The following is a 19962-nucleotide window of genomic DNA, read 5'->3' on the forward strand; positions in this document are numbered from 1 at the left end:
CGGGAATGCTGATTCACCCGCTTCGCTCCCATGTTGAAACACCGATTCAAGCCCCGCCGCGCCCGAAGAGCCGGGCGAGCCAGCCCTTGAGCATGGCGAGGAACAGCCCGCCGGCATCAAGCGGCGCTGCCTCGGCCGCGATCTCCCCGCCCTTCAGCGCCCGGTCGAGATTGGCCGCGAAGGTCGCGGTCAGGCGGGCAGCAAGGTCGCGGGCGATGGCGCCCCGGCTCATCTGCGCCAGCGGGCCCTGCAGCACATAGGCGACCTCGACCCGCACGCGGGTGAGATTTTCGCCTTGTTCCTCAAGGCGATAGACGAGCCGCGCCTGCACCCGCGTGGCGCTCTTCTCATCCACGCCGCGCCCATGGATTGTACCGGACCAGGCGGCGGGATCGGCGACGATAACGCCGAGGCCGCCAAAGGCCGCCTGCATCGGGCCGAGCTTCACCACCATCCTTGCCCGGATCATGTTACCGTCGGACGGCTCGGTGAGCTGCGCGCCGGGCAGGCACGCGATGACGCGGGCGGGATCCTGGAACAGCGCCCAGACCGTGGCGCGCGGCGCGGCCACATCGAATTCCTCAGTGATTTCAACGGGATTTCGCAGAAGCTCGGGAACTGGCGGTGCCGCCTCACTATCGTCGACCGGCGCAATGACGGCGGGCGAGATGGCCATGGCCGGCGCAACGGCGCGGCTGGGAGCCACCGGCAAGGTGAGCGGCGAGGCGTAGGACGGCGGCGGTGCCAGGGCACCGCGCGTCACGACCGGCGCCTCCTGCGCACGCGCGGCGGCAACCTGTTGAATCGCCGAGACAATTCCCGCATAGCCGGTGCAGCGGCACAGATTGCCGGCGAGCTCGTGCCGGATCGCCGCCGCGTCGAGGCCGGGCCGGCGCAGCACGATATCGCGCGCCATGACCAGCATGCCCGGCGTGCAGAATCCGCACTGGAGAGCATGCTCGCGGGTGAAGGCGGCGCGCAGTTCCACCATCACGGGATCGTCGATAAGTCCTTCTATTGTCGTGATTTTTGACCCTTCCAGCATCACCGGAAAGGCGATGCAGGAGCGGGCCGGGGCGCCGTCGACCAGCACGGTGCAGGCGCCGCAGACGCCGTGCTCGCAGCCCAGATGCGTGCCGGTGAGCAGCAAGTCCTCGCGCAGGAAGTCGGCCAGGCTCTGGCGCGGCTCGACCTCGGCCTCGATGGGGCGGCCATTGACCTCGATGGACAGGGCATGTGTCACGGCATTCATGCGGAAAGGCTCTCGGGCTCAAGCGCGGCGATGGCCTGACGGATCACCGCGCGGCGCAGGCGAAAGCTCGCGGGGTTGTCGGCAAGCCCGGCCTCGTGCAGGACTTCGTCAATCTTCTCAATATCTTGCAGAATGAAGCGAGCATCCTGAATCACCAGCTGCCGGGCCTCGGTGGCGCCGATGGCGAGGCGGAAGACGCCGCGCGCGGGATCATAGAGCACCGCGCACATCGCCTCGGCGAACTCCCCGACCTTGCGACAGGACTTGCGATAGCCGAAGCGGGCGGTGTCATGACACCGCGGAACGATCACGCCGGTGACGACTTCCCCCTCCCCCAGCGCCGTCTCGAAAGCGCCGGTGATGAAGTCCTCGACCGGGATTTCACGCGGTTCGATGAGTGCAGTGAGGTGACCAGTCAGGCCAGTGTGTCCGGCCTGATGGCCAGTGTGTGCAGCCACGCGCGCCAGCCTCACCCGCGCGCCGAGCGCGGCGAGCGTGGTCGGCCAGTCGGCGGCCGGGTCGGCATGGGCGAGACTGCCGCCCATGGTGCCGCGATTGCGTACCGCGCGGTACGCGATTCCTCCCGCGATGCGGGCGAGGAAGCCGGGCGTCGCGTCCGGCACCACGCCGTCCTCAAACTCGGCATGGGTGATCGCCGCGCCATAGAAGATCGCATCGGGCCCCTCCTCCACCGCGCGCAGCTCGGGCAGCGCCCCGACATGGACGAGCAGCGAGGGCCGGGCGAGGCGCAGATTCAGCATCGGGCCGAGGCTCTGCCCGCCCGACACTGGCTTGGCGCCCGCGTCGTCCCGCAGCGCCGTCAGCGCGGCGGGGAGATCGGCAGGGCGCAGATAATCGAAACGGGCGGGCTTCACGCGGCGCCCTCCCCGGCTTCACGTCGCGCGCGGGCGGCGAGCACGGCCTCGCGCACCCGGCGCGGCGTCATCGGCGAGACGGTGAGCTCGACGCCGAGATCGGCCAGCGCGTCATTGATGGCATTGCCGATGGCGGCGGGCGGGGCGATGGCGCCGCCCTCGCCGATGCCCTTCTGCCCGAAGCGGGTGTTGGGCGAGGGCGTCTCCATATGCTGGATCCTCACCGGCGGCATCTCATTGGCGCCGGGGAGGAGATAATCGGCGAAGGTCGAGGCGAGCGGCTGGCCGTTCTCGTCATAGACCATCTCCTCATAGAGCGCCGTGCCGATGCCCTGCGCGGTGCCGCCATAGATCTGGCCGTCGACCACCATCGGGTTCAGCAGCACGCCGCCATCCTCGACGATGACATAGTCGAGGATTTCCACCTCGCCGGTCTCCGGCTCCACCGCGATGACGCAGGCATGGGTGGCGTAGGAGAAGGTGCCGGTATCGACCACCGGCCGGTAGCCGGCGACGAGGTCGAGCCCGTCCGGGTCGGCATCGACAGGCAGGTTCTGCGGCGCGCGATAGAAGGTGTGGGCGATTTCGCGGAAGGTGACGGAGCCGGCGGGGCCGACGACGCGGGCATCCTCGATCCGCACGGCATCCAGCGGGGCCTGCAGGAGATGCGCGCCGATGCGCTTGATGCGCTCGCCCAGCTTGTCGCAGGCGCTCGCCACCGCGCCGCCCGCCATCACGCCGGAGCGCGAGCCCCAGGTTCCCGTGGAATAGGGCGTCATCGCCGTGTCGCCATGCACGACATTGACCAGCTCCGGGTCGATGCCCAGCACCTCGCAGGCGATCTGCGCCAGCGTGGTCTCCATGGACTGGCCGTGGCTCTGATTGCCGACGCGCACCTCCAGCGTGCCGTCCGGGGTGAGCCGCGCGCCGCATTGCTCGAAGCCGGGCACCATGGGGATGCCCCAGCCGTGATAGACCGAGGTGCCGTGGGCGCCCTGCTCGCAATAGACGGCATAGCCGAGGCCGATCCGGCGACCATCCGCCTCGCCCTGCTGCTGGCGGGCGCGCACGGCGTCATGACCGATCATGGCGTGGGCGCGGCGCAGGCTGTCGGGATAGTCGCCCATGTCGAATTCCTTGCCGGTGATGGACCGGAAGGGCATCTGGTCGGGTCGCACGAGATTGCGCAGCCGCACCTCATAGGGCTCGATCCCGGCGGCGCGGGCCACCGCGTCGATCATCAGCTCCATTGCCGTGCACACGCCGGTGCGGGCGACGCCGCGATAGGGCACGATGGGCGGCTTGTTGGAGCACACCGACAAGGCGCGGGCGCGGTAGGCCGGGAGGTTGTAAGGCCCCGGCAGGTTGGAGACGACCTGCGCGCCCTCCAGACAGGCCGAGAACGGGTAGACCGAATAGGCGCCGGCATCGACATGGGCGGAGGCCTCGAAGCCGAGCAAATGGCCGTCCGCATCCGCATAGGCGGTCATGATGTAATGGTGCTCGCGGCAATTGGCGGCGGCGATCAGGTGCTCGCGCCGGTCCTCCAGCCATTTGATCGGCCGGTCGAGCTTGAGCGCCGCCCAGGCGCAGCACACTTCCTCCGGCTGAAGCAGACCCTTCCAGCCGAAGCCGCCGCCGACATCGGGGGCGACGACGCGGATCTTGCGCTCGTCCAGCCCGAGGCACTCGGCAAGGCCGGAGCGGACGATGTGCGGCATCTGGGTCGAGGTCCACAGATGAAGCTGCTCGGTGTGGCGCTCGGAGACGGCGATGCAGCCCTTGCCTTCCAGCGGCGCCATGCATTGCCGGCTGGTGCGCACCTCGCGCGTCACCTTGATCGGGGCATCCGCCAGCGCCGCGCTGAAATTCTGCTCGGTCTGCGAGATCAGGAACACATTGTCCGGCCAGTCCTCATGAATGCGTGCGGCGTCCGGGGTGACGGCGCGCAGCATGTCGTGATTGGCCGGCAGTTCCTCATAATCGACGTGGATCTCTTCCAGGAGATCCTCCGCCTCGGCGCGGGTGTCGGCCAGCACCATCACCACCGGCTCGCCGACGAAGCGCACCTTGCCGCTCGCGAGCGAGGGCTGGGTGGAGACGCGGAAGCCCGGCAGGCCGGTCTTGGCGAGAATGTCTTTCACCCCCACCATGTCGTCATGGGTGAAGGCGCGGCCCTTCAGATGGGCGGGAATGTGGATAGCGGTGATGCGGGCATGGGCGAGGGTCGCGCGCAGGAAGGCGACTTCCAGCTGGCCCGGAAATCGCATGTCGCCAATGAACCGCCCGCGCCCTTCCATGAGCCGGGCATCTTCCTTGCGGGGCAGCGACGCACCGACACCGCGCGCGGCCTTGCCCTGCCCGTCAACCGCCGGCGAACCGGTCTCGAACGCCCCTGACGACACGCGCCTCGAACCTCACGTTGAAACTGCTATCTTATTCACGATGCGGACTTATCCTACGTTATGTGCTGGACTTTTAGCAAATAGAATGATTGGCAAGTGAGCACAATCATGCGATGCCTTTTTCGGCGGCAGAATGAGGGAGCGGCGCGATGAAGTTCGGTCTGGGTCAACCCTTCCGGCGGGTCGAGGATCTCCGGTTCATCACCGGCACCGGCCGCTTCACCGACGACATTCATTATGAGGGCGAGCTGTTCGCCGCCGTGGTGCGCGCCCCCGTCGCCCATGGCGTGCTCAACGGCGTCGATGTGAGCGCCGCGCGCGAGATGGAGGAGGTGCTGGCGGTCTACACCGCCGATGATCTCGCCGCCGACGGCATCGGCTCGCTCCCCGTCATCATCGTGCTCGACCATGTGAGCGGCGAGAAAATGCCGCTGCCCGCCCACACGCTGCTGGCCGGCGGGAAGGTACGCTATCTCGGCGAGCCCGTCGCCTTCGTCGTGGCGACCTCCGCCCGCGCGGCGCAGGACGCGGCGGAAGCGGTGATGCTCGACATTGACGACCTGCCCACTGTGGTCGAGCCCGCGAGCGCGCTGGCGGAGGACGCGCCGGAGCTGTTCGAGGAGGCGCCGGGCAATCTGGCGCTGCACTGGCGGCTCGGCGAGATCGACGCGGCCGATGCCGCGCTCAAAGCCTCGGCGCGGGTGGTCGAGATCCAGCTCATCAATAACCGCATCGTCGTCTCCGCCATGGAGCCGCGCAACGCCATCGGGCTTTACGAAGCGGAAGCGGGCCAGTTCACGCTGGTGACGGGCAGCCAGGGCAGCCACATGATCCGCGACTTCATGTTCGAGGGCGTGTTCGGCCTGCCCGGCAACAGGCTGCGCGTCATCACGCCGGATGTCGGCGGCGGCTTCGGCATGAAGGCGATCCCCTACCCCGAGCAGGCGCTGGTGCTCTATGCCGCCCGCAAGCTCGGCCGTCCCGTGCGCTGGCAGTCGAGCCGGGCGGAAGCCTTCCTGTCGGACACGCAGGGGCGCGACAATGCCTCGAAGGCGTGGCTGGGGCTCGATGCGGAGAACCGCTTCACCGCGCTGAAGGTGGAGACGCTGGCGAGCGCCGGCGGGGCGCTCTCGGCCTTCGGCGTCTATTGCCCGACACTCTCCGGCCCGCCCATGGCGCCGGGCGTCTACAAGATCCCGGTGGTGGCGACCGATGTGCGCATCGCCTACACCAACAATGCCCCGATCGACGCCTATCGCGGCGCCGGGCGGCCGGAGGCGGCCTATCTGATCGAGCGTCTGGTCGACAAGGCGGCGCGCGAGATCGGCATCGGGCCGGACGCCTTGCGTGCGCTCAACATGATCCCGCCCGAGGAGATGCCGCACCGGACGGCGACCGGCGTGACCTATGATTCCGGCGATTTCGTCCGGGTGATGCACCGCGCCATGGAGGAAGCCGACTGGGCCGGCTTCCCGGCCCGGCGAGCGGCGGGCGACGGCACGCTCCGCGGCATCGGCCTCGCCTATTACATCGAGCGCACCGGCGTGCCCGGCAAGGAAGGCGCACGGGTGGAGATCGCCACTGACGGCGCGGTGACCGTGCATGTCGGCACGCAGTCCACCGGGCAGGGCCATGAGACCACCTATGTGCAGATGACCGCCGAGGCGCTAGGCCTCGACCCTGCTCGCATCACGGTGAAGACCGGCGACACCGCCCATCCCATCCCCTCGGCCGGCGGCACGGTCGCCTCGCGCTCCATGGTGCATGGCGGCGGCGCGCTGAAGCTCGCCGCCGGGGCGCTGCTGGCGAAGGCCAGTCAGGCGGCGGCGAAGCTCATGGAGGTCGACGAGCGCGAGCTGGAGTTCGACGAGGGCCTGTTCCGCGTGCCCGGCACCAACCGGCATGTCGGCATCGTCGATGTCGCCGCCAAGGTCGGCGGGCTGGAGGGTGTCGGCGATTTCGAGCAGATGATCGGCACCTTCCCCAATGGCGCGCATATTTGCGAGGTCGCGGTGGACCCGGAGACCGGGTTCATCACCGTCGAGCGCTACACGGTGGTCGATGATTTCGGCCGCACGCTGAACCCGCTCGTGCTGTCCGGGCAGGTGCATGGCGGCATCGCGCAGGGGATCGGCCAGGCGATGACCGAGCGCACGGTGTACGACCCCGAGACCGGGCAGATGCTGTCCGGCTCCTTCATGGATTACGGCCTGCCGCGCGCCGACGACCTGCCCTTCTTTTCTGTGACGACGCAGAACACCCCCTGCACGACCAACCCGCTCGGCATCAAGGGCGCGGGGGAAGCCGGCGCCATCGGCGCCCCGCCCGCCTTCGTCAACGCGGTGGTGGACGCGCTCGAAGGGCTCGGCATCACCCATCTCGACATGCCGCTGACCCCGTCGCGGGTGTGGGAGGCGATCGAGGGGGCGAAAGCCTTGGCGCGCCAGACGTCGTATGATTAGAGTTCGGACGTCTTTCGTCCGAACGCGTTGATGAATCCGCCTGTACCTGTCTCATCCGCGAGCGACACGCCATCCCTCGCCGCCGGCTCTCCTGATCTCGCGGCGCTCTGCCGGATCGCGCGGGATCTTCTGGATGTGCCCTTCGCCTGCCTGTGGCAGGGCGACCATGTATGGCTGGCGAGCATCGACGACAGCACCTTTGGGCCCTCCGTCGCCGCCGCTCTTCGGACGGACCTGCCGCCGGACGATCCCGCATCGCCCCTGCTCGTCCTCGGCGATACGCGGAACGGCCCTGCACCCGCTAAGCTGAGCGGGGTCGCGGGAGAGAAGCGCGTGCGCTTTCTCGCCGTGCTGACGGTCGCCGTCCCTGCCGCGTGCAACCTTGAGCCTTGCCGCCTTGCCGTCCTCGACACGCGGCCGCGTGATCTCGCCCCCGATCAGCGGCGGCAACTGCTGGATCTCGGCACCCTCGCCGGTCAGGCCCTGCAGTTGAGCTGGCAGGCCGAGCTCGCCCGCCGGCAGGAGAAGGAATTCCGCCTGCTGGCGGAGACCTCGACCGACACCATCGTGCGCGGCAATCTCGAGGGCATCCGCCTCTATATCTCGCCCTCCGTGCGCGCCCTGCTCGGTTATGAGCCGGAAGAGCTGATCGGCCATCGCGCGATCGACCTCGTTCACCCGGAAGATCGTGAGAGTTTCGGCGCGCTCATGGCGGAGATCCGCTCCGGTAAGCTTGAGACCGGGGCTTCCGAGGTGCGCCAACGCCATAAGGACGGCCACTGGGTGTGGATGGAAGCCTCGGTCCGGCTCACCTATGATCCGGCCACGGGAGCCCCCAATGGCTATGTGGCTTCCGTGCGCGACATCCAGCGGCGCAAGCAGGCGGAAAGCCACCTCGAATATCTGGCGTCGCACGATACGCTCACCGGTCTTGCCAACCGGGCGGTTTTCGACCAGCGGCTGGCGGAGGCCGTGCGGCAGGCGCAGCGGGATGGACGCCGCTTCGCCCTTTTCTGCATGGACATCGACGGCTTCAAGCGCATCAACGACACGTTCGGCCATCAGGCCGGAGACGCCGTGCTGAGCGAAGCCGCGCGGCGGTTTCAGGTCGCCATAAGCGACGACGACATCGCGGTCCGGTTGGGCGGCGATGAATTCGCCTTGATACGGATGCTGGACGACGCCGAACCTGCCGTCTCGGCCACCATGATGGCAGAACGTCTGATCGACGCGATGGCGCGTCCGATCCTGTTCCGGGCACATGAGATTCAGGCCACGCTCAGCATCGGCATCGCGCTGGCCCCGCAGGACGGGCTGGATGTCGATCAGGTGCTCTCGGCGGCAGACCGCGCGCTTTATGCCGCCAAACTCGGCGGCCGCAACACGTACCGGTTTGCCTCCCGCTGAGCCCCCAACCCACAGGCCTCGCGTGTCCGGCCGGTGAGCGCTGCGCCGGAAGCGCTCACGTGAGAAGTGCCCCCTAAGGCACCTCCGGCCGCGTCGCCTCTTCCGGCCACCAGCCGTCGGCGCGCAGGGTGAAGCGCGGGCAGCCATAGGCGGCGCGGATGGTGTCGGGCGGGAGGACATCCGCCATCGCCGCCACCCAGCGATTGGTCTGCTTCATCGCCACCACCATGCCGGCGATCTCGGCCCCCGCGCGGGCGAGCAGCCGGCAGGCGGCCACCGCCGTCGCGCCGGTGGAGATGGCGTCATCCACCAGAACGACGCGCCGGCCTTCGATGAGCGGCAGCAGGTTCGGGTCGAGCCGCAGACGTTTGCCGGCTTCCGGCGAGGTGATGGAGGAGACCGGCTCGGAGAGTTCGTCCGCGTACCAGAACTTGCGGGAATAGCCGAGCGGCACATAGCGGGTCTGGCCGAGGCGCTCGGCTACCCCGGCGGCGAAGGCGAGGCCGAGGGTCGGCAGGCCGGCGACCACCTCGGCGCCCAGCCCCCGCGCCTCCTCCGCCATCGCGTCGCTGAGCGCGGCGACCACCTGATGGGAGGCCTGATTGGCGATGAGCGAGGCGACGGCCTGCTCGGCGTTCGGCAGACGGCGCAGCGGCAGGACCAGCACCCGGCCATCCGGCAGCGTCACCGGATAGCCCCGCCTATAGGGCGGCGCGGCCGCGACACCGGCCGGCACGCCGGGGTGCAGTTCCTGCCAATAGGCCAGCGTGGATTCGGTGAAATCGTCGGTCACGCCCCAGCCTAGCGGCGCAGGGCGGGCCGGGCCATCGCCAAGGAGGGCCCGCGCGCCCCGCATCCACAGCGGTAAGGCGCGCGGCGCTTCAGAACCGATAGTTCAGGCCGATGCGGAAGAGCTGGAGATTGGCCTCGTTGGAGGCGGTGCGGCCGATCACATCGTCGCCCGCGCCGTTGAAGCCCTGATAGACATAGCCGTTCACGATCCCGTCGCAGCCAACGGTGACGCGGCCGCGCCGGCACAGCGTGCGGATCTGGTAATCGCGGCTGACGCCGCCCCGGCCATTGCCGAACAGGAAGTCCTCCGCCCCGAAGCCGGCATAGAGATACTCCGCCTTCAGCGACCAGTTGCTGCCGAAGGCATATTCGGCGCCGGCGCCGACGGAGAAGCCGGTGCGCACATTATCCGCCGTCTCGGTGAAGGCGAGTGAGGTGCTGCTGGGGGTGGGCGCGGAGGAGCTGGAGGCCGGGTTGGCGGCGGCGAGATACTGGCCGCGCTGTTCGGTCTCCTTCAGGAAGGCCAGACCGCCCGTGCCATAGACCATCCAGTTGCCGGCGGCGTAACCGACGCGGGCGCGCACGGTGGAGAGCCAGTCATACTGGTACTTGATACGGGCCTCGCGGGCGTCGCGCTCCATGAGCGCGGCGGTCTCCGTCGAATAGATCACATCCTCGTCCTGCATCTGCATCCAGGAGAAATCCGCCTCGATGCCGATAACCAGGTTATTGGCGAACTGGTAGTTGAAGCCGCCCTGGAAGCCACCGATCATGCCCTCCAGGCTCTGGTCGGCGGATTCGCTCGCCGCCAACGCATTGGCGCTTCCATCGCCCGCCGTGGTGGTGCCGGTGATCTGGCCATAGCCGAAGCCGGCATTCACGCCGACATAGGGGCCGGTCCACGGGCCGTTGGGCTTGGGAAAGCTCTTGGTCAGCGCCGGCAGCGGCCCCTCCCCGCCCAGCTTGCCGGTGAGGCCGACAGTGATGGTGCGGCCCGGCGCGGGCATGTCGGTGTTGTTGAGCGCGTCGACATAATAGGCGTCGAGCAGGTTCTGCACGCCGACATCGAGGGTGAGATGATCGTTGATCTTCCACTGGCCGAACAGATCGACCACCGTATAGGGCGCCCAGGCCTTGGTGATGAAGAAGTAGGTATCGTTCTCGCCCTGATAGAGCTCGGCGAGGCGCTCGCCGACATAGGTGACGCGCCCGCCGACGGTGACGCGGTCATCCCAGAACCGCAGGCCGGCGGTGACCGAGGCGGTGAATTCCGGCGGCACCTGATTGGTCAAATAGTCCGCCTGAAGCGTGTAGTCGATGCACTCCCCGTCATCGAGGCAGGCATTGAAGCCGGTGTAGTAGTTGATGCCGAAATCGACAAAACCCCAGCCGGCATCGTAGCCGCCGGAGAATTCGACGCCCTGAAACTGCACATAGTCGTAATTGAACAGGATCATCCGGCCGTTCTCATATTCCCGGCCGATATAATTGTAGGTCTTGTTGTCGAAATAGGCGAGCTTCAGCTTGGCCTCGTCGCCCGGCTTGAACAGATTCTCGCGCAGGAAATTGACGCCGACCTCGAAATTGCGGGCGTTTTCAGCCTCGAGGTCGGGATTGAACAGCTGCTCGCCGCGGGTCATGCTGACTTCGCGCAGGCTCGGCGGGCGGATGCCGGTCTGGTACTGCGCGTAGACCTGCCAGCCCTCCGCCGGGCTGAGGGTGACGCTGATCGACGGGCTCACCCCATCGCCGGCATAGGTGGCGAAGTCCTCCCCCTCATAGGACCAGCTCTCCACGCCCAGGAAGGTGCTCTGATAGTTGATGTATTGCAGCTCGCCTTCCACCGCGAGCCAGGACCACGGCTCCCATTTGGCGCGGCCGAAGACGCTGGCGACCTGCGCCTGCGCATCCGGCGGGATGGCGCCATTGCCGTAATCGACGAGCAGATCGCCCACCGGCGTGCCGCTCTCCTGCCGGTAGGAACCGCCAAAGGTGACGGCGAGCGGGGTAGAGGCCAGGCTGAACAGCGAGGTGTTGGAGGCGGAGATGCCGGCATTCACCGCGTTCTGCGGCACCGGCGTCGCGGTGGAATAGGCGGCGTAGTTCACCGTCTCGTCGATGTTCGACACATAGGCGTTGGCGTGGATGTCGACGAGATCGGTCTCGACTGGCTTGTAGTGGTAATGCACCGTCGCCTGGTCGAGCGAGACCGAGTTGAGCGGCATTTGCAGCATGTAATTGTCAACATTGACGACGCCCGGCGTCACCTCGCCATAGACATTGTCGTAATGCATGTAGGCGAGCTTGATTTCCTGCTCGTCGGTCGGGCGCAGCACGGTCTTGAGCAGCACGGAGGTCACGTCCTCCGAGGTGTTGTAGACCTCCTGCCCATAGCCATAGCTGGACAGGCGCTGCGGCCCGTCGACGCCGTCATAGGTCAGCGAGCCGTTGGTGCCGGCGGAATAATTGCCGGTCTTGCGGCGCACGAAGGCGGCGACGAAGTCGATGTTCTCCGAGGTGGTGGCGAGCGCCAGGCTGATATTGGTCGGGCCGGGCGCGTCGCCGCTGCTCTCGGCGACGCCCGACTGGCCGATCACCGGGTCGGTGAGGCCCGAGGTCAGGCCGGCGCGCACGCGGGCGCCATAGGTCTGGCCGGGGTCGAGAATATCGGCCACGCCCAGCGTTTCCGCCGCGATGGTGCCGCCGATGGCACCGGCGACGCCGCCATCCGGCCCCTTGGTGATGGTGATGCCGGAGATCAGGTCGGGGTCGATATAGGTGCGGTTATCAACGCCATTATAGCCGCGATAGGAGGAGGTCGCCTGCTGCGAGCCGTCAATCGTGGTGGCGACGCGGTTCATGCCCTGGAGACCGCGAATATTCGGGTCGATCGAGCCACCATTATTGCTGGAGCCGGTGAAAACGCCGGGCGTGCTCTGGAAGATCGCGCCTGAGGTCAGGCCGGGAAAACGCTCGATGTCGGCGGCGGAGATGTAATTGGTCGATCCCGGCGTCTCATAGGGCCGGTTCTCCGGGCTGGTGCCGGCATTCACGTCGATGGTGCCGAGTTCGATCGTGCCGTCGGCAGCCGCGGCATCGCCCCCGGCCGGCGCCGGGGCGGAAATGGTCACGCTGGTCGGGCTGGTGAAGGCGTAAATGAGGCCGCTGCCGCCGAGCAGACGGGCCAGCGCCTCCTCCGCCGAGAAGCTGCCGCGCAGGGCCGGCGCGATGCGCCCGCTGGTGAGCGCGGCGGGATAGGCGAATTTGATGCCGGTCTGGCGGGCGAAGGCGGTGAGCGCGGCGCCGAGCGGTTGGGCGGGAATGTCGAAGCTCACCCGCGCGGCCGTGGCCGTCTGCGCCTGCGGGCCGATGAAGGGCACCGGCATCAGCATGGTGGAAGCGATCAGCCCCGCCCGCAGCATATGGGCGCGCAAAATGCCGCCCCGCTGTGTCCCCGTTCGCCCCGTGAAGCCCGCCATCTGTCCTGTCTCCGCTTGCGTGACGAGGGCCGTGCCTTGCCGGTTCGTCTGGTCCCTCGCTGGCTAAGACCGGGGCGGCGTGGAAAATCCTCAGTGGCGGGTGCGATTTTTTTGCGGGTCAGCTCGCCGAGACGACGGTGAGGTAGGGGGAGAGCTGGATCACGCGGATCGGCAGGCCCTGCGCGAGGGCGGCAAGCGACAGGTCGGGGGTGCGCAGGTCCAGCACCGCATTGACCCTCAGCGCCTCGATCCCCTCCCCGCGCGCAATGATCCAGCCGGCATGATAGGGCCGGAGCGCCGCGAGGATGTCGGCAAGCGGGCGGTCCTCGGCGATGAACAGGCCCGAGCGCCAGGCCAGGGTGACGTCGGCGGGCTGAAGGGTCACGGGGCCGAGACGGCCATTGCCGGCGATCTCGACACGCTCGCCGGCGTTCAGCGTCAGGGTGGAGGTGCCGGTCACCTCGACCGCATGTTCGGTCACGCCGACCGCGAGCGAGCCGTCGCCGCGATTGGCGTCGATGTCGAAGGCCGTGCCGAGAGCACGCACGCGGCCCGCGCCCGCCGTTACCTCGAAGGGCCGCGCCGCATCCGGCGCCACCTCGAAGAAGGCCTGCCCCGTCATCAGCCGCACGCCTCGCCGCGTCGGCGAGAAATCCAGGGCGAGCGCGCTGCGGGCGTTGAGCGTGACGCGCGAGCGGTCGGCCAGCGTCACCGTGCGCACCTCGCCGGTGCCGGTGGCGATGTCCGGGCGCTCGGCCAAGAGGCCCGCCATCCACGCCCCGCCCGCTCCGGCGATGCCGAGGCCGGCGGCGCCGCCCAGCATCGCCCGGCGCGACAGGCCGCTGCGGCGCGGGCGGGCGGCGGCACCGGGGCGGATGAGGCCGGTCCTTCGATCCTGATGCAGGTCCGACGCCTCGCCCCAGAGCTGCTCGGCCTCGCGCGCGGCCGCCTCATGATCGGCGCTCTGCCCGCGCCAGGCGGCGAAGGCGGCACGGTCGGCGGGCTGCGCCTCGCCAGAATGCAGCCGCACGATGAAGGCGAGCGCCTCGTCGGACAGCGCACGGGGCGGGTGGGAAGGGTGGTCCATGGACGAGCTCACAGAGCGGCGCGCGGGCCAGAGCGGCACGGCGGCTTGTCCCTATAGACGGCGCGCGTGGGAGAAATCCTCAATGCCCGCCTCACGCCTCATCGCGCATCAGGTCGCGGCAATGGATGAGCGCGCGCAATATGTGCTTCTCCACCATGCTCACCGACACGCCGAGATGGCCGGCGATCTCGCGATGGCCCCGCCCTTCCAGCTTGTTCATGACGAAGGCGGTCTGGCAGGCCGCCGGCAGTTCGTTGAGCAGCACGGCCAGCCGGATGATGCGGCGGCGGTGATGCAGCGCGCCTTCGGGATCGCCCGTCACGGCCAGTGCGTCGATCTCCTCGATATCGACGCGGTAGAGCCATTCGGCATGGCGGCGGGCGGTAAAGTCGATGGCGGCGGTGCGGGTGGCCGCGAAGGCATAGGTCTTGGGATGCTCGATCACCGCCGCCTGGGCGGGGCGGCCGGCGAGGCGCAGATAGGCGTTCTGCACCACCTCCTCGCCGCCATCGCGGTCGCCCACCAGCCGGGCGGCGAAGCGGACGAGATCGCGGTGATGGCGCCGGTAGAGGTCGCCCAGCCATGTGTTGAAGACGCGATTCACGCACGCCTCCCGCCCGCGCCAGAGGCGGGCAAGCTCGGCACGGTCCAGGGACTGATCGCGCGAAGGGCCAAGGCTGATCACCGGGGACGCCGCGCGCCGCCGGTCAACCGGTGCGGGAGGCGTCCCGAAAGAGGGGTTCAGCTACCCTTAGCCAATCCTATTTATCACGCAACATCAATGATTTAGATTGATTACAGATTAAAACTGATCTCCCCTGCCCGCCCCCCCCGTCGCCGGGCGCGGCGCCCGCTCAGAACCGGTAATTGAGACCGATCCTGAACAGCTGCAGTTCCGCCTCGTTGGAGGCGGTGCGGCCATTCACCGTGTCGGAGGTGCCGGGCGTGACCACATTGGCGTAGGTCGCCACACAGCGATTGCCGACAATGCGGCAACCGGTCTGCACGCGGGTGGAATAGGACTTGGTCACGCCGGCGCGGGCCTTGCCGAACAGGAAGTCCGTGGAGCCGAAGCCGGTATAGAGATATTCGGCCTTCACCGACCAGCGGCTGTTGATCGCGTATTCGGCGCCCGCGCCGAGGGCAAAGCCGGTGCGGGTCTGCACATCCGTATCGGTAAAGGCGAGATCGGTGCGGTTGCCGGCCGGAAGCGCCGCGGTCGCCGTGGTGGCGATGTATTGCGAGCGCTGCTCGTTCTCCCGCAGGAAGGCGACGCCGCCGGTGCCGTAGACCATAAGGTCGTCAAAGGCGTAGCCGAGACGGCCGCGCAGCGTGGCGAGCCATTCAAAGGCGTAATCGGTCTGCGATTCCAGCATCGAGCGGGTGATAAGCATGGCGCCCTCGGTGGCGCCCTGCTGCTGCGAGCCGCCCATATCGGCGTAGGAGAAGTCGGCCTCGACACCCAGAACGACATTATTGGCGAACTGGTAATTGTAGCCGATCTGCCCGCCCCACATGCCGCCATAGAAGGACTGGTCGGCGGATTCATTGACGGCGCGCGCACTCGCCGAGCCGTCCGCCGTGGTGGTTTCGCCGGTGACCTCGCCGAAGCCATAGGCGAAATGGCCGCCGACATACAGGCCCGTCCAGTCCCCCGTCCCGGCCAGCCGGGGGAAGACGATCGGCGCGAGCTTCTCCTCCCCGCCCAGCGTGCCGGTGAGCGAGAGCATGAAGGTGCGGCCGGGCGCCGGCATGTCAGTATTGTTGAGGGCGTCGACGTAATAGGCGTCGGTCAGGTTCTGGACGCTGACATCGAGCGTGATGTTGCTGTTGATCTTGAACTGCGCGAAGGCGTCGATGACGGTGTAGGGCTCCCACTGCTTGGTGACCCAGGCGAAGTAGTAGCCATCCTCCCGCACCTCGGCGAGGCGCTCGCCCATATAGGTGACGCGGCCGCCAACCGTCAGCCGCTCGTCGAAGAAGCGGGCGCCGGCGGTGAGGGAGGCGGTGAAGCGCGGGGGAATCTGGTTGGTCAGATAATCCGCCGACAGCGTATAGTCGGTGCAGATGTGATCCTGCTGGCAGGCCTCGAAATCGGTGTAGTAGTTCAGGCCGAATTCGACGAAATAGCGGCCCGTATCGTAGCCGCCCGATAGTTCGTAGCCGGCGAAGCGGACGAAATCGTAATTGAACAGGAACATGTTGCTGCCATTGAACTGGCGGCCGACATAATTATCCGTGGTGTTGTCGAAATAGGCGAGCTTCAGGCGCGCCTTGTCGCCGGGCGTGAAGATGTCCTGACGCAGCAGGTTGGTGCCGAACTCCCAGTTGCTCGCCTGTTCCGCCTCAAGATCGGGGTTGAAAATCTGGTCGCTGCGGGTCTGGCTGACCTCGCGCACGCTCAAGGGCCGGATGCCGCTCTGGTACTGGGCATAGATCTGCCAGCCCTCCAGCGGGGTCACGGTGATGCTGGCGCTCGGGCTGATGCCGCTGCCGGCATAGGCCGAGAAATCCTCGCCCGGCACGTTGTAAGTGGTCGTGCCGTTGAAGGTCGTGTCGTAGGTCAGATATTCGAGCCCTGCTGCCAAAGCGAGCCAAGAGGTCGGCTCCCATTTGACGCGGCCGAAGACCGAGCCGACCTCACGCACGCCATCGGCGGGAATGGCCCAGAGCGAGATGTCGGAGAAATCATAGGGCTGGGTCGGCTGCGCATCCTCATAGGCATAGCTGGCGCCGAAGGTGACGGCGGCGGGCGTGCCGACAATGTCCAGATGCGAGGTGTTCTGCGCGCTGACCCCGGCATTCTGCGACTGCTGGGTCAGTTCGGCGATGGTCCGCGTGGCGCCGTATATGTTGGTCTCGTCAATCATCGAGGCATAGGCGTTGACCTTGACGTCGATGAGGTCGTTCTCAATCGGTCGGTAGGTGTAGGCGAGCGTCGCCTGATTGACCTCGACCGAACTGAGCGGAAGCTGCTGGGCCACGCCGCTTCCGGCGGTGATCAGCGAGGGGGACACCTCGCCGAAATCATTGCCGTAATAGAGATAGCCGATCTGGATTTCCTGCTCGTCGGTCGGCCGCATGGTGACCTTCAGCAGGCCGGAGGTGGCGTCCTCCGAGGTGTTGTAGACCTCCTCGCCATAGCCGTAATTCGACAAGGGGACGGTGTCGCCGAGATAGTCGACCGTGGTCAGCGAGCCATTGGTGCCGGCGTTGTAATTGCCGGTCGTGCGGCGGACAAAGGCGGCGACGAAGTCGACATTCTCGTCACGGCTGCCGAAGGCGACGCTGCCATTGCTGATCTCGGTGCTGGCATCACCCTCACCGAGGGTCTTCTGCCCGATGACCGGCTCGATATTGTTGCTGCTGACGCCCATGCGCAGGCGCACGCCCCAGGCATCTCCGGGGATGAGGAGATCCTCCACATTCAGCGTCTCCATGGCGATGGTGCCGCCAATGGCGCCGGCGACGGCGCCGTCCGGTCCCTTGGTGATGGTGACGCCGCTGACGAGATCCGGGTCGAGATAGGTACGGCTGTCGACGCCGGAATAGCCGCGATAGCTCGATGTCGACTGCTGGGCGCCATCAACCGTGGTGGCGACGCGGTTCATGCCCTGAAGACCGCGAATATTCGGGTCGATGGAGGCGCCATTATTGCCGCCGCCGGAGATGACGCCGGGCGTGCCCTGGAACAGGGCGCCGGCGGTCTGCGGCGGGAAGCGCTCGATCTCGGCGCTGGAGATGTAGTTGGTCGAGCCCGGCGTCTCATAGGGCAGATCGGCCGGATTGGTGCCGGCATTCACGTCGATGGTGCCGAGTTCCATGGACCCGTCGGCCGCGACCGCGTCGCTGGACGCGGGCGCGCTGATGCGGACCGTGTCGGGGCCGGTGAAGGCGTAGCTGAGCCCGGTGCCGCCGAGCAGGCGGGCCAGCGCCTCCTCGCGGGTGAAGCGGCCGACGAGCGCCGCGCTGGTGCGCCCGGCAACGAGGCTGGAGGGAAACAGCAGGCGCAGCCCCGCCTGATCGGCGAAGGCGGTGAGCGCCGCGCCGAGCGGCTGGGCGCGGATATCGAGGCTGAGCGCGCCGTTGGTCGCAACGGCCCCGGCAGAGGCACCCTGCGCGCGGGCGGCGGGGGCGACGGCCACGACACTCAGAGCGACCGAGGCGAGCAGCGCGACGCGACGCGCGTAGCGCCCCCGGCAACGGCTCTGGCGTGCGGCGTGAGAGAGGTGGTGCGTCGCGGTGGTGGTGGCCTGCATGATCCCTGCCCGTCTTCTGTCCCTGATGGCGCGAGGGCCGGCCTCTTGGGAGCCGGTGCCGCTCGGTGCTCATTCCAAGGACGAGGCGGGGCGCGCGATCTTGCACCGCGCGCCGCGAAAAAATGTCAGCGGATGATGGTCACCAGCGGCAGGCGGGTGACGCGCACGGGCAATGTCTGCTCGATCGTGTCGAGGATGGCGTCGGCGCCGGCGAGGTCGAACACGCCGGTGACCTCGAGCTCACCCAGCGCGGGATTGGCGATGAGGATGGTGCCGTTACGGTAGCGCTCGATCTCGGCGACCACCTCGGCCAGCGGGCGCTGGTTGACGATCAGCTTGCCGCGCCGCCAGGCGGTCGCCATCCGCGCATCGACCGGCCGGGCGGGCGAGAGGCGCGTGGCCGAATAGCTCACCTGCTGGTCGGCCCCGGCGAGGGTCGTCGCCTGCGCGTCCGCATCGCGCGCCACCGAAACCCGCCCTTCCAGCACGGTGACGACGACATCGTCGAGGCGCATGTCCACGTCGAACACCGTCCCCACCGCCCGCGTGGCACCGCCCGCCGCCGCGACGATGAAGGGGCGCACAGCATCGGGCGCGACGGTGAACAGCGCCTGCCCGTCGAGCAGTGAGAGCCGCCGCTCGCTGTTCCCGAAATCGACGTCGAGCGCGGTGCAGGCGTTCATCAGCACGGTCGAGCCATCGGCCAAAGTGAGCGTGCGGCGCTCGCCGACGCCGGTGACATGGTCGGCGAACAGCCGCGCGCCAATGAGGCCGGAGCGCTCCAGCGCGAGACCAGCCGCGCCGAGGCTGAGACCGCCGATCACCAGCCGGCGGGTGACGCGGGCGCGCCCCACCTGCCGTTCGCGCCGGCGCACCGTGCTGCCGGCAATGCCGAGGCCGTGCCAGATCGCCTCCGCCTCGCGCGCCGCCATCTCATGCGCCTCGCCGCGCTGGCGCCAGTGGATGAAGGCCGCGCGGTCGGCCTCGGTGGCCCGGCCGGAATGCAGGCGAACCAGCCATTCAATGGCCTCGTCGCTGAGCGCGATGTCCGCCCGGTCGTGGTCGCTGCTGGCCATGATGTGTCGTGATCCGTCCGGTGTGCCTCTATCAAGGACGGATCGGGCGGGCCGAACTTGCAGTGAGGAGGCGAAAAAAGCTCATCGCTCGTCGCGGAAGAAATCGCGGCAATGGCGCAGCGCCTGCGCGAGATAGCGCGCCACCATGCTCTCGGAGACCTTGAGCCGCCCGGCGATCTCGCGATGGCTCAGCCCGTCGCAGCGGTTGAACAGCAGCGCCGCGCGCGGCTTGGGCGCCAGCTTGGTGAGCGCCAGCACGAGGAAGCGGAGCTGGTCGCGGTCGATGATGATGGTTTCCGGCGAGGGGCAGGTGTCGGCAATGGCGTTCAGCACCATGTCGTCGGTGATAACGCCGCCGGTGTGGCGCTTCTCGCGGCGGGCGAGATCGATGGCGATATTGCCGGCGACGCGCAGGATGAAGGCGCGGTGGTCGGCAATGGGCGGGGTCTGCGGCGAGAGGGTGGAGAGGCGCAGCCAGGTCTCCTGCAACGCATCCTCCGCCAGTTCCTGCGAGCCGACGCGCCGGCGCAGCATGGCAAGCAGCGCCCGCCAGTGCCTGAGATAGGCGGTCACGATCTCGTCCTGAACCTGCGGAGCGGCGGAGCTGGTGGTGGTCATTGCGGCGGGCGTGCCTTCGGAGCCTCAACGCCCCCAGAGCTAGCCGCGCGAATGAAAAAAGGCCATCAAAATCAAAAGTTTAGATCTTGTCTAAAGACAATTCGCGCCAGCCTGGAACCATCCCACCCGCCGGCATTCGCGAAGAGGATTCAACGCCTTCCCGGCATCGGCACGCGGAGCCGGCGCCTGCTTCGCCTACCGCGCGCGCTGCCGCAACGAAACGGCGTGCCGGACCGTTGCGCCGGCGCAA

At 67.9% G+C, this 19962-nt stretch carries 12 protein-coding genes; 2 read left to right on the forward strand and 10 right to left on the reverse strand.

Annotated elements, in window-relative coordinates:
• Window positions 1-46 precede the first annotated feature (46 nt).
• From OU996_RS18240 to OU996_RS18250, 3 genes are read right to left on the reverse strand one after another with little or no spacing between them, the layout of a single operon-like run.
• Window positions 47-1252, reverse strand: coding sequence for a xanthine dehydrogenase family Fe-S subunit (locus OU996_RS18240; RefSeq protein ID WP_267583011.1), 1206 nt, complete (start codon window positions 1250-1252; stop codon window positions 47-49).
• Window positions 1249-2127: an FAD binding domain-containing protein gene (locus tag OU996_RS18245; RefSeq protein ID WP_267583012.1), complete on the reverse strand. Its 879-nt coding sequence runs from the start codon at window positions 2125-2127 to the stop codon at window positions 1249-1251. Before OU996_RS18245 ends, OU996_RS18240 begins: the two co-directional genes overlap by 4 nt.
• Complete coding sequence (locus tag OU996_RS18250; RefSeq protein ID WP_267585748.1) at window positions 2124-4427, reverse strand: xanthine dehydrogenase family protein molybdopterin-binding subunit; 2304 nt, start codon at window positions 4425-4427, stop codon at window positions 2124-2126. Before OU996_RS18250 ends, OU996_RS18245 begins: the two co-directional genes overlap by 4 nt.
• 254 nt (window positions 4428-4681) lie before the next feature.
• Here OU996_RS18250 and OU996_RS18255 point away from each other — a divergent pair, with 254 nt between their 5' ends.
• Both OU996_RS18255 and OU996_RS18260 read left to right on the forward strand, forming a co-directional pair.
• Entirely contained in the window at window positions 4682-6994 is a 2313-nt protein-coding gene (locus OU996_RS18255; RefSeq protein ID WP_267583013.1) for a xanthine dehydrogenase family protein molybdopterin-binding subunit, read from the forward strand.
• 30 nt (window positions 6995-7024) lie between these two features.
• Complete coding sequence (locus OU996_RS18260) at window positions 7025-8401, forward strand: diguanylate cyclase domain-containing protein (RefSeq protein ID WP_267583014.1); 1377 nt, start codon at window positions 7025-7027, stop codon at window positions 8399-8401.
• A 73-nt stretch (window positions 8402-8474) separates the two neighbouring features.
• On the opposite strand, the gene OU996_RS18265 is transcribed toward OU996_RS18260, so the two are convergent.
• From OU996_RS18265 to OU996_RS18295, 7 genes are all read right to left on the reverse strand, one after another.
• Window positions 8475-9194 carry a phosphoribosyltransferase gene (locus OU996_RS18265; RefSeq protein WP_267583015.1) on the reverse strand — a complete coding sequence of 240 codons (720 nt, stop codon included), beginning with the start codon at window positions 9192-9194 and terminating at the stop codon, window positions 8475-8477.
• Window positions 9195-9282: 88 nt separating this feature from the next.
• Window positions 9283-12672 carry a TonB-dependent receptor domain-containing protein gene (locus OU996_RS18270; protein WP_267583016.1) on the reverse strand — a complete coding sequence of 1130 codons (3390 nt, stop codon included), beginning with the start codon at window positions 12670-12672 and terminating at the stop codon, window positions 9283-9285.
• 118 nt (window positions 12673-12790) lie between these two features.
• Window positions 12791-13759, reverse strand: a complete 969-nt coding sequence (locus OU996_RS18275; protein ID WP_267583017.1) for a FecR family protein — start codon at window positions 13757-13759, stop codon at window positions 12791-12793.
• 91 nt (window positions 13760-13850) lie between these two features.
• Window positions 13851-14363 carry a sigma-70 family RNA polymerase sigma factor gene (locus tag OU996_RS18280; RefSeq protein ID WP_267583018.1) on the reverse strand — a complete coding sequence of 171 codons (513 nt, stop codon included), beginning with the start codon at window positions 14361-14363 and terminating at the stop codon, window positions 13851-13853.
• A gap of 250 nt (window positions 14364-14613) precedes the next feature.
• Window positions 14614-18018 carry a TonB-dependent receptor domain-containing protein gene (locus tag OU996_RS18285; RefSeq protein ID WP_267583019.1) on the reverse strand — a complete coding sequence of 1135 codons (3405 nt, stop codon included), beginning with the start codon at window positions 18016-18018 and terminating at the stop codon, window positions 14614-14616.
• 125 nt (window positions 18019-18143) lie between these two features.
• Entirely contained in the window at window positions 18144-19094 is a 951-nt protein-coding gene (locus OU996_RS18290; RefSeq protein WP_267583020.1) for a FecR family protein, read from the reverse strand.
• An 81-nt stretch (window positions 19095-19175) separates the two neighbouring features.
• Window positions 19176-19712: an RNA polymerase sigma factor gene (locus tag OU996_RS18295; RefSeq protein ID WP_267583021.1), complete on the reverse strand. Its 537-nt coding sequence runs from the start codon at window positions 19710-19712 to the stop codon at window positions 19176-19178.
• Between the last annotated feature and the right edge of the window lie 250 nt (window positions 19713-19962).

This window comes from Ancylobacter sp. SL191, assembly GCF_026625645.1.
Lineage (GTDB): Bacteria > Pseudomonadota > Alphaproteobacteria > Rhizobiales > Xanthobacteraceae > Ancylobacter.

Coding starts and splice junctions, on each gene's coding strand:
- OU996_RS18290 (WP_267583020.1), bottom strand. CDS start 19,094: ATGGCCAGCAGCGACCACGACCGGGCGGACATCGCGCTCAGCGACGAG.
- OU996_RS18295 (WP_267583021.1), bottom strand. CDS start 19,712: ATGACCACCACCAGCTCCGCCGCTCCGCAGGTTCAGGACGAGATCGTG.
- OU996_RS18285 (WP_267583019.1), bottom strand. CDS start 18,018: ATGCAGGCCACCACCACCGCGACGCACCACCTCTCTCACGCCGCACGC.
- OU996_RS18240 (WP_267583011.1), bottom strand. CDS start 1,252: ATGAATGCCGTGACACATGCCCTGTCCATCGAGGTCAATGGCCGCCCC.
- OU996_RS18255 (WP_267583013.1), top strand. CDS start 4,682: ATGAAGTTCGGTCTGGGTCAACCCTTCCGGCGGGTCGAGGATCTCCGG.
- OU996_RS18270 (WP_267583016.1), bottom strand. CDS start 12,672: ATGGCGGGCTTCACGGGGCGAACGGGGACACAGCGGGGCGGCATTTTG.
- OU996_RS18250 (WP_267585748.1), bottom strand. CDS start 4,427: ATGGAAGGGCGCGGGCGGTTCATTGGCGACATGCGATTTCCGGGCCAG.
- OU996_RS18275 (WP_267583017.1), bottom strand. CDS start 13,759: ATGGACCACCCTTCCCACCCGCCCCGTGCGCTGTCCGACGAGGCGCTC.
- OU996_RS18260 (WP_267583014.1), top strand. CDS start 7,025: ATGAATCCGCCTGTACCTGTCTCATCCGCGAGCGACACGCCATCCCTC.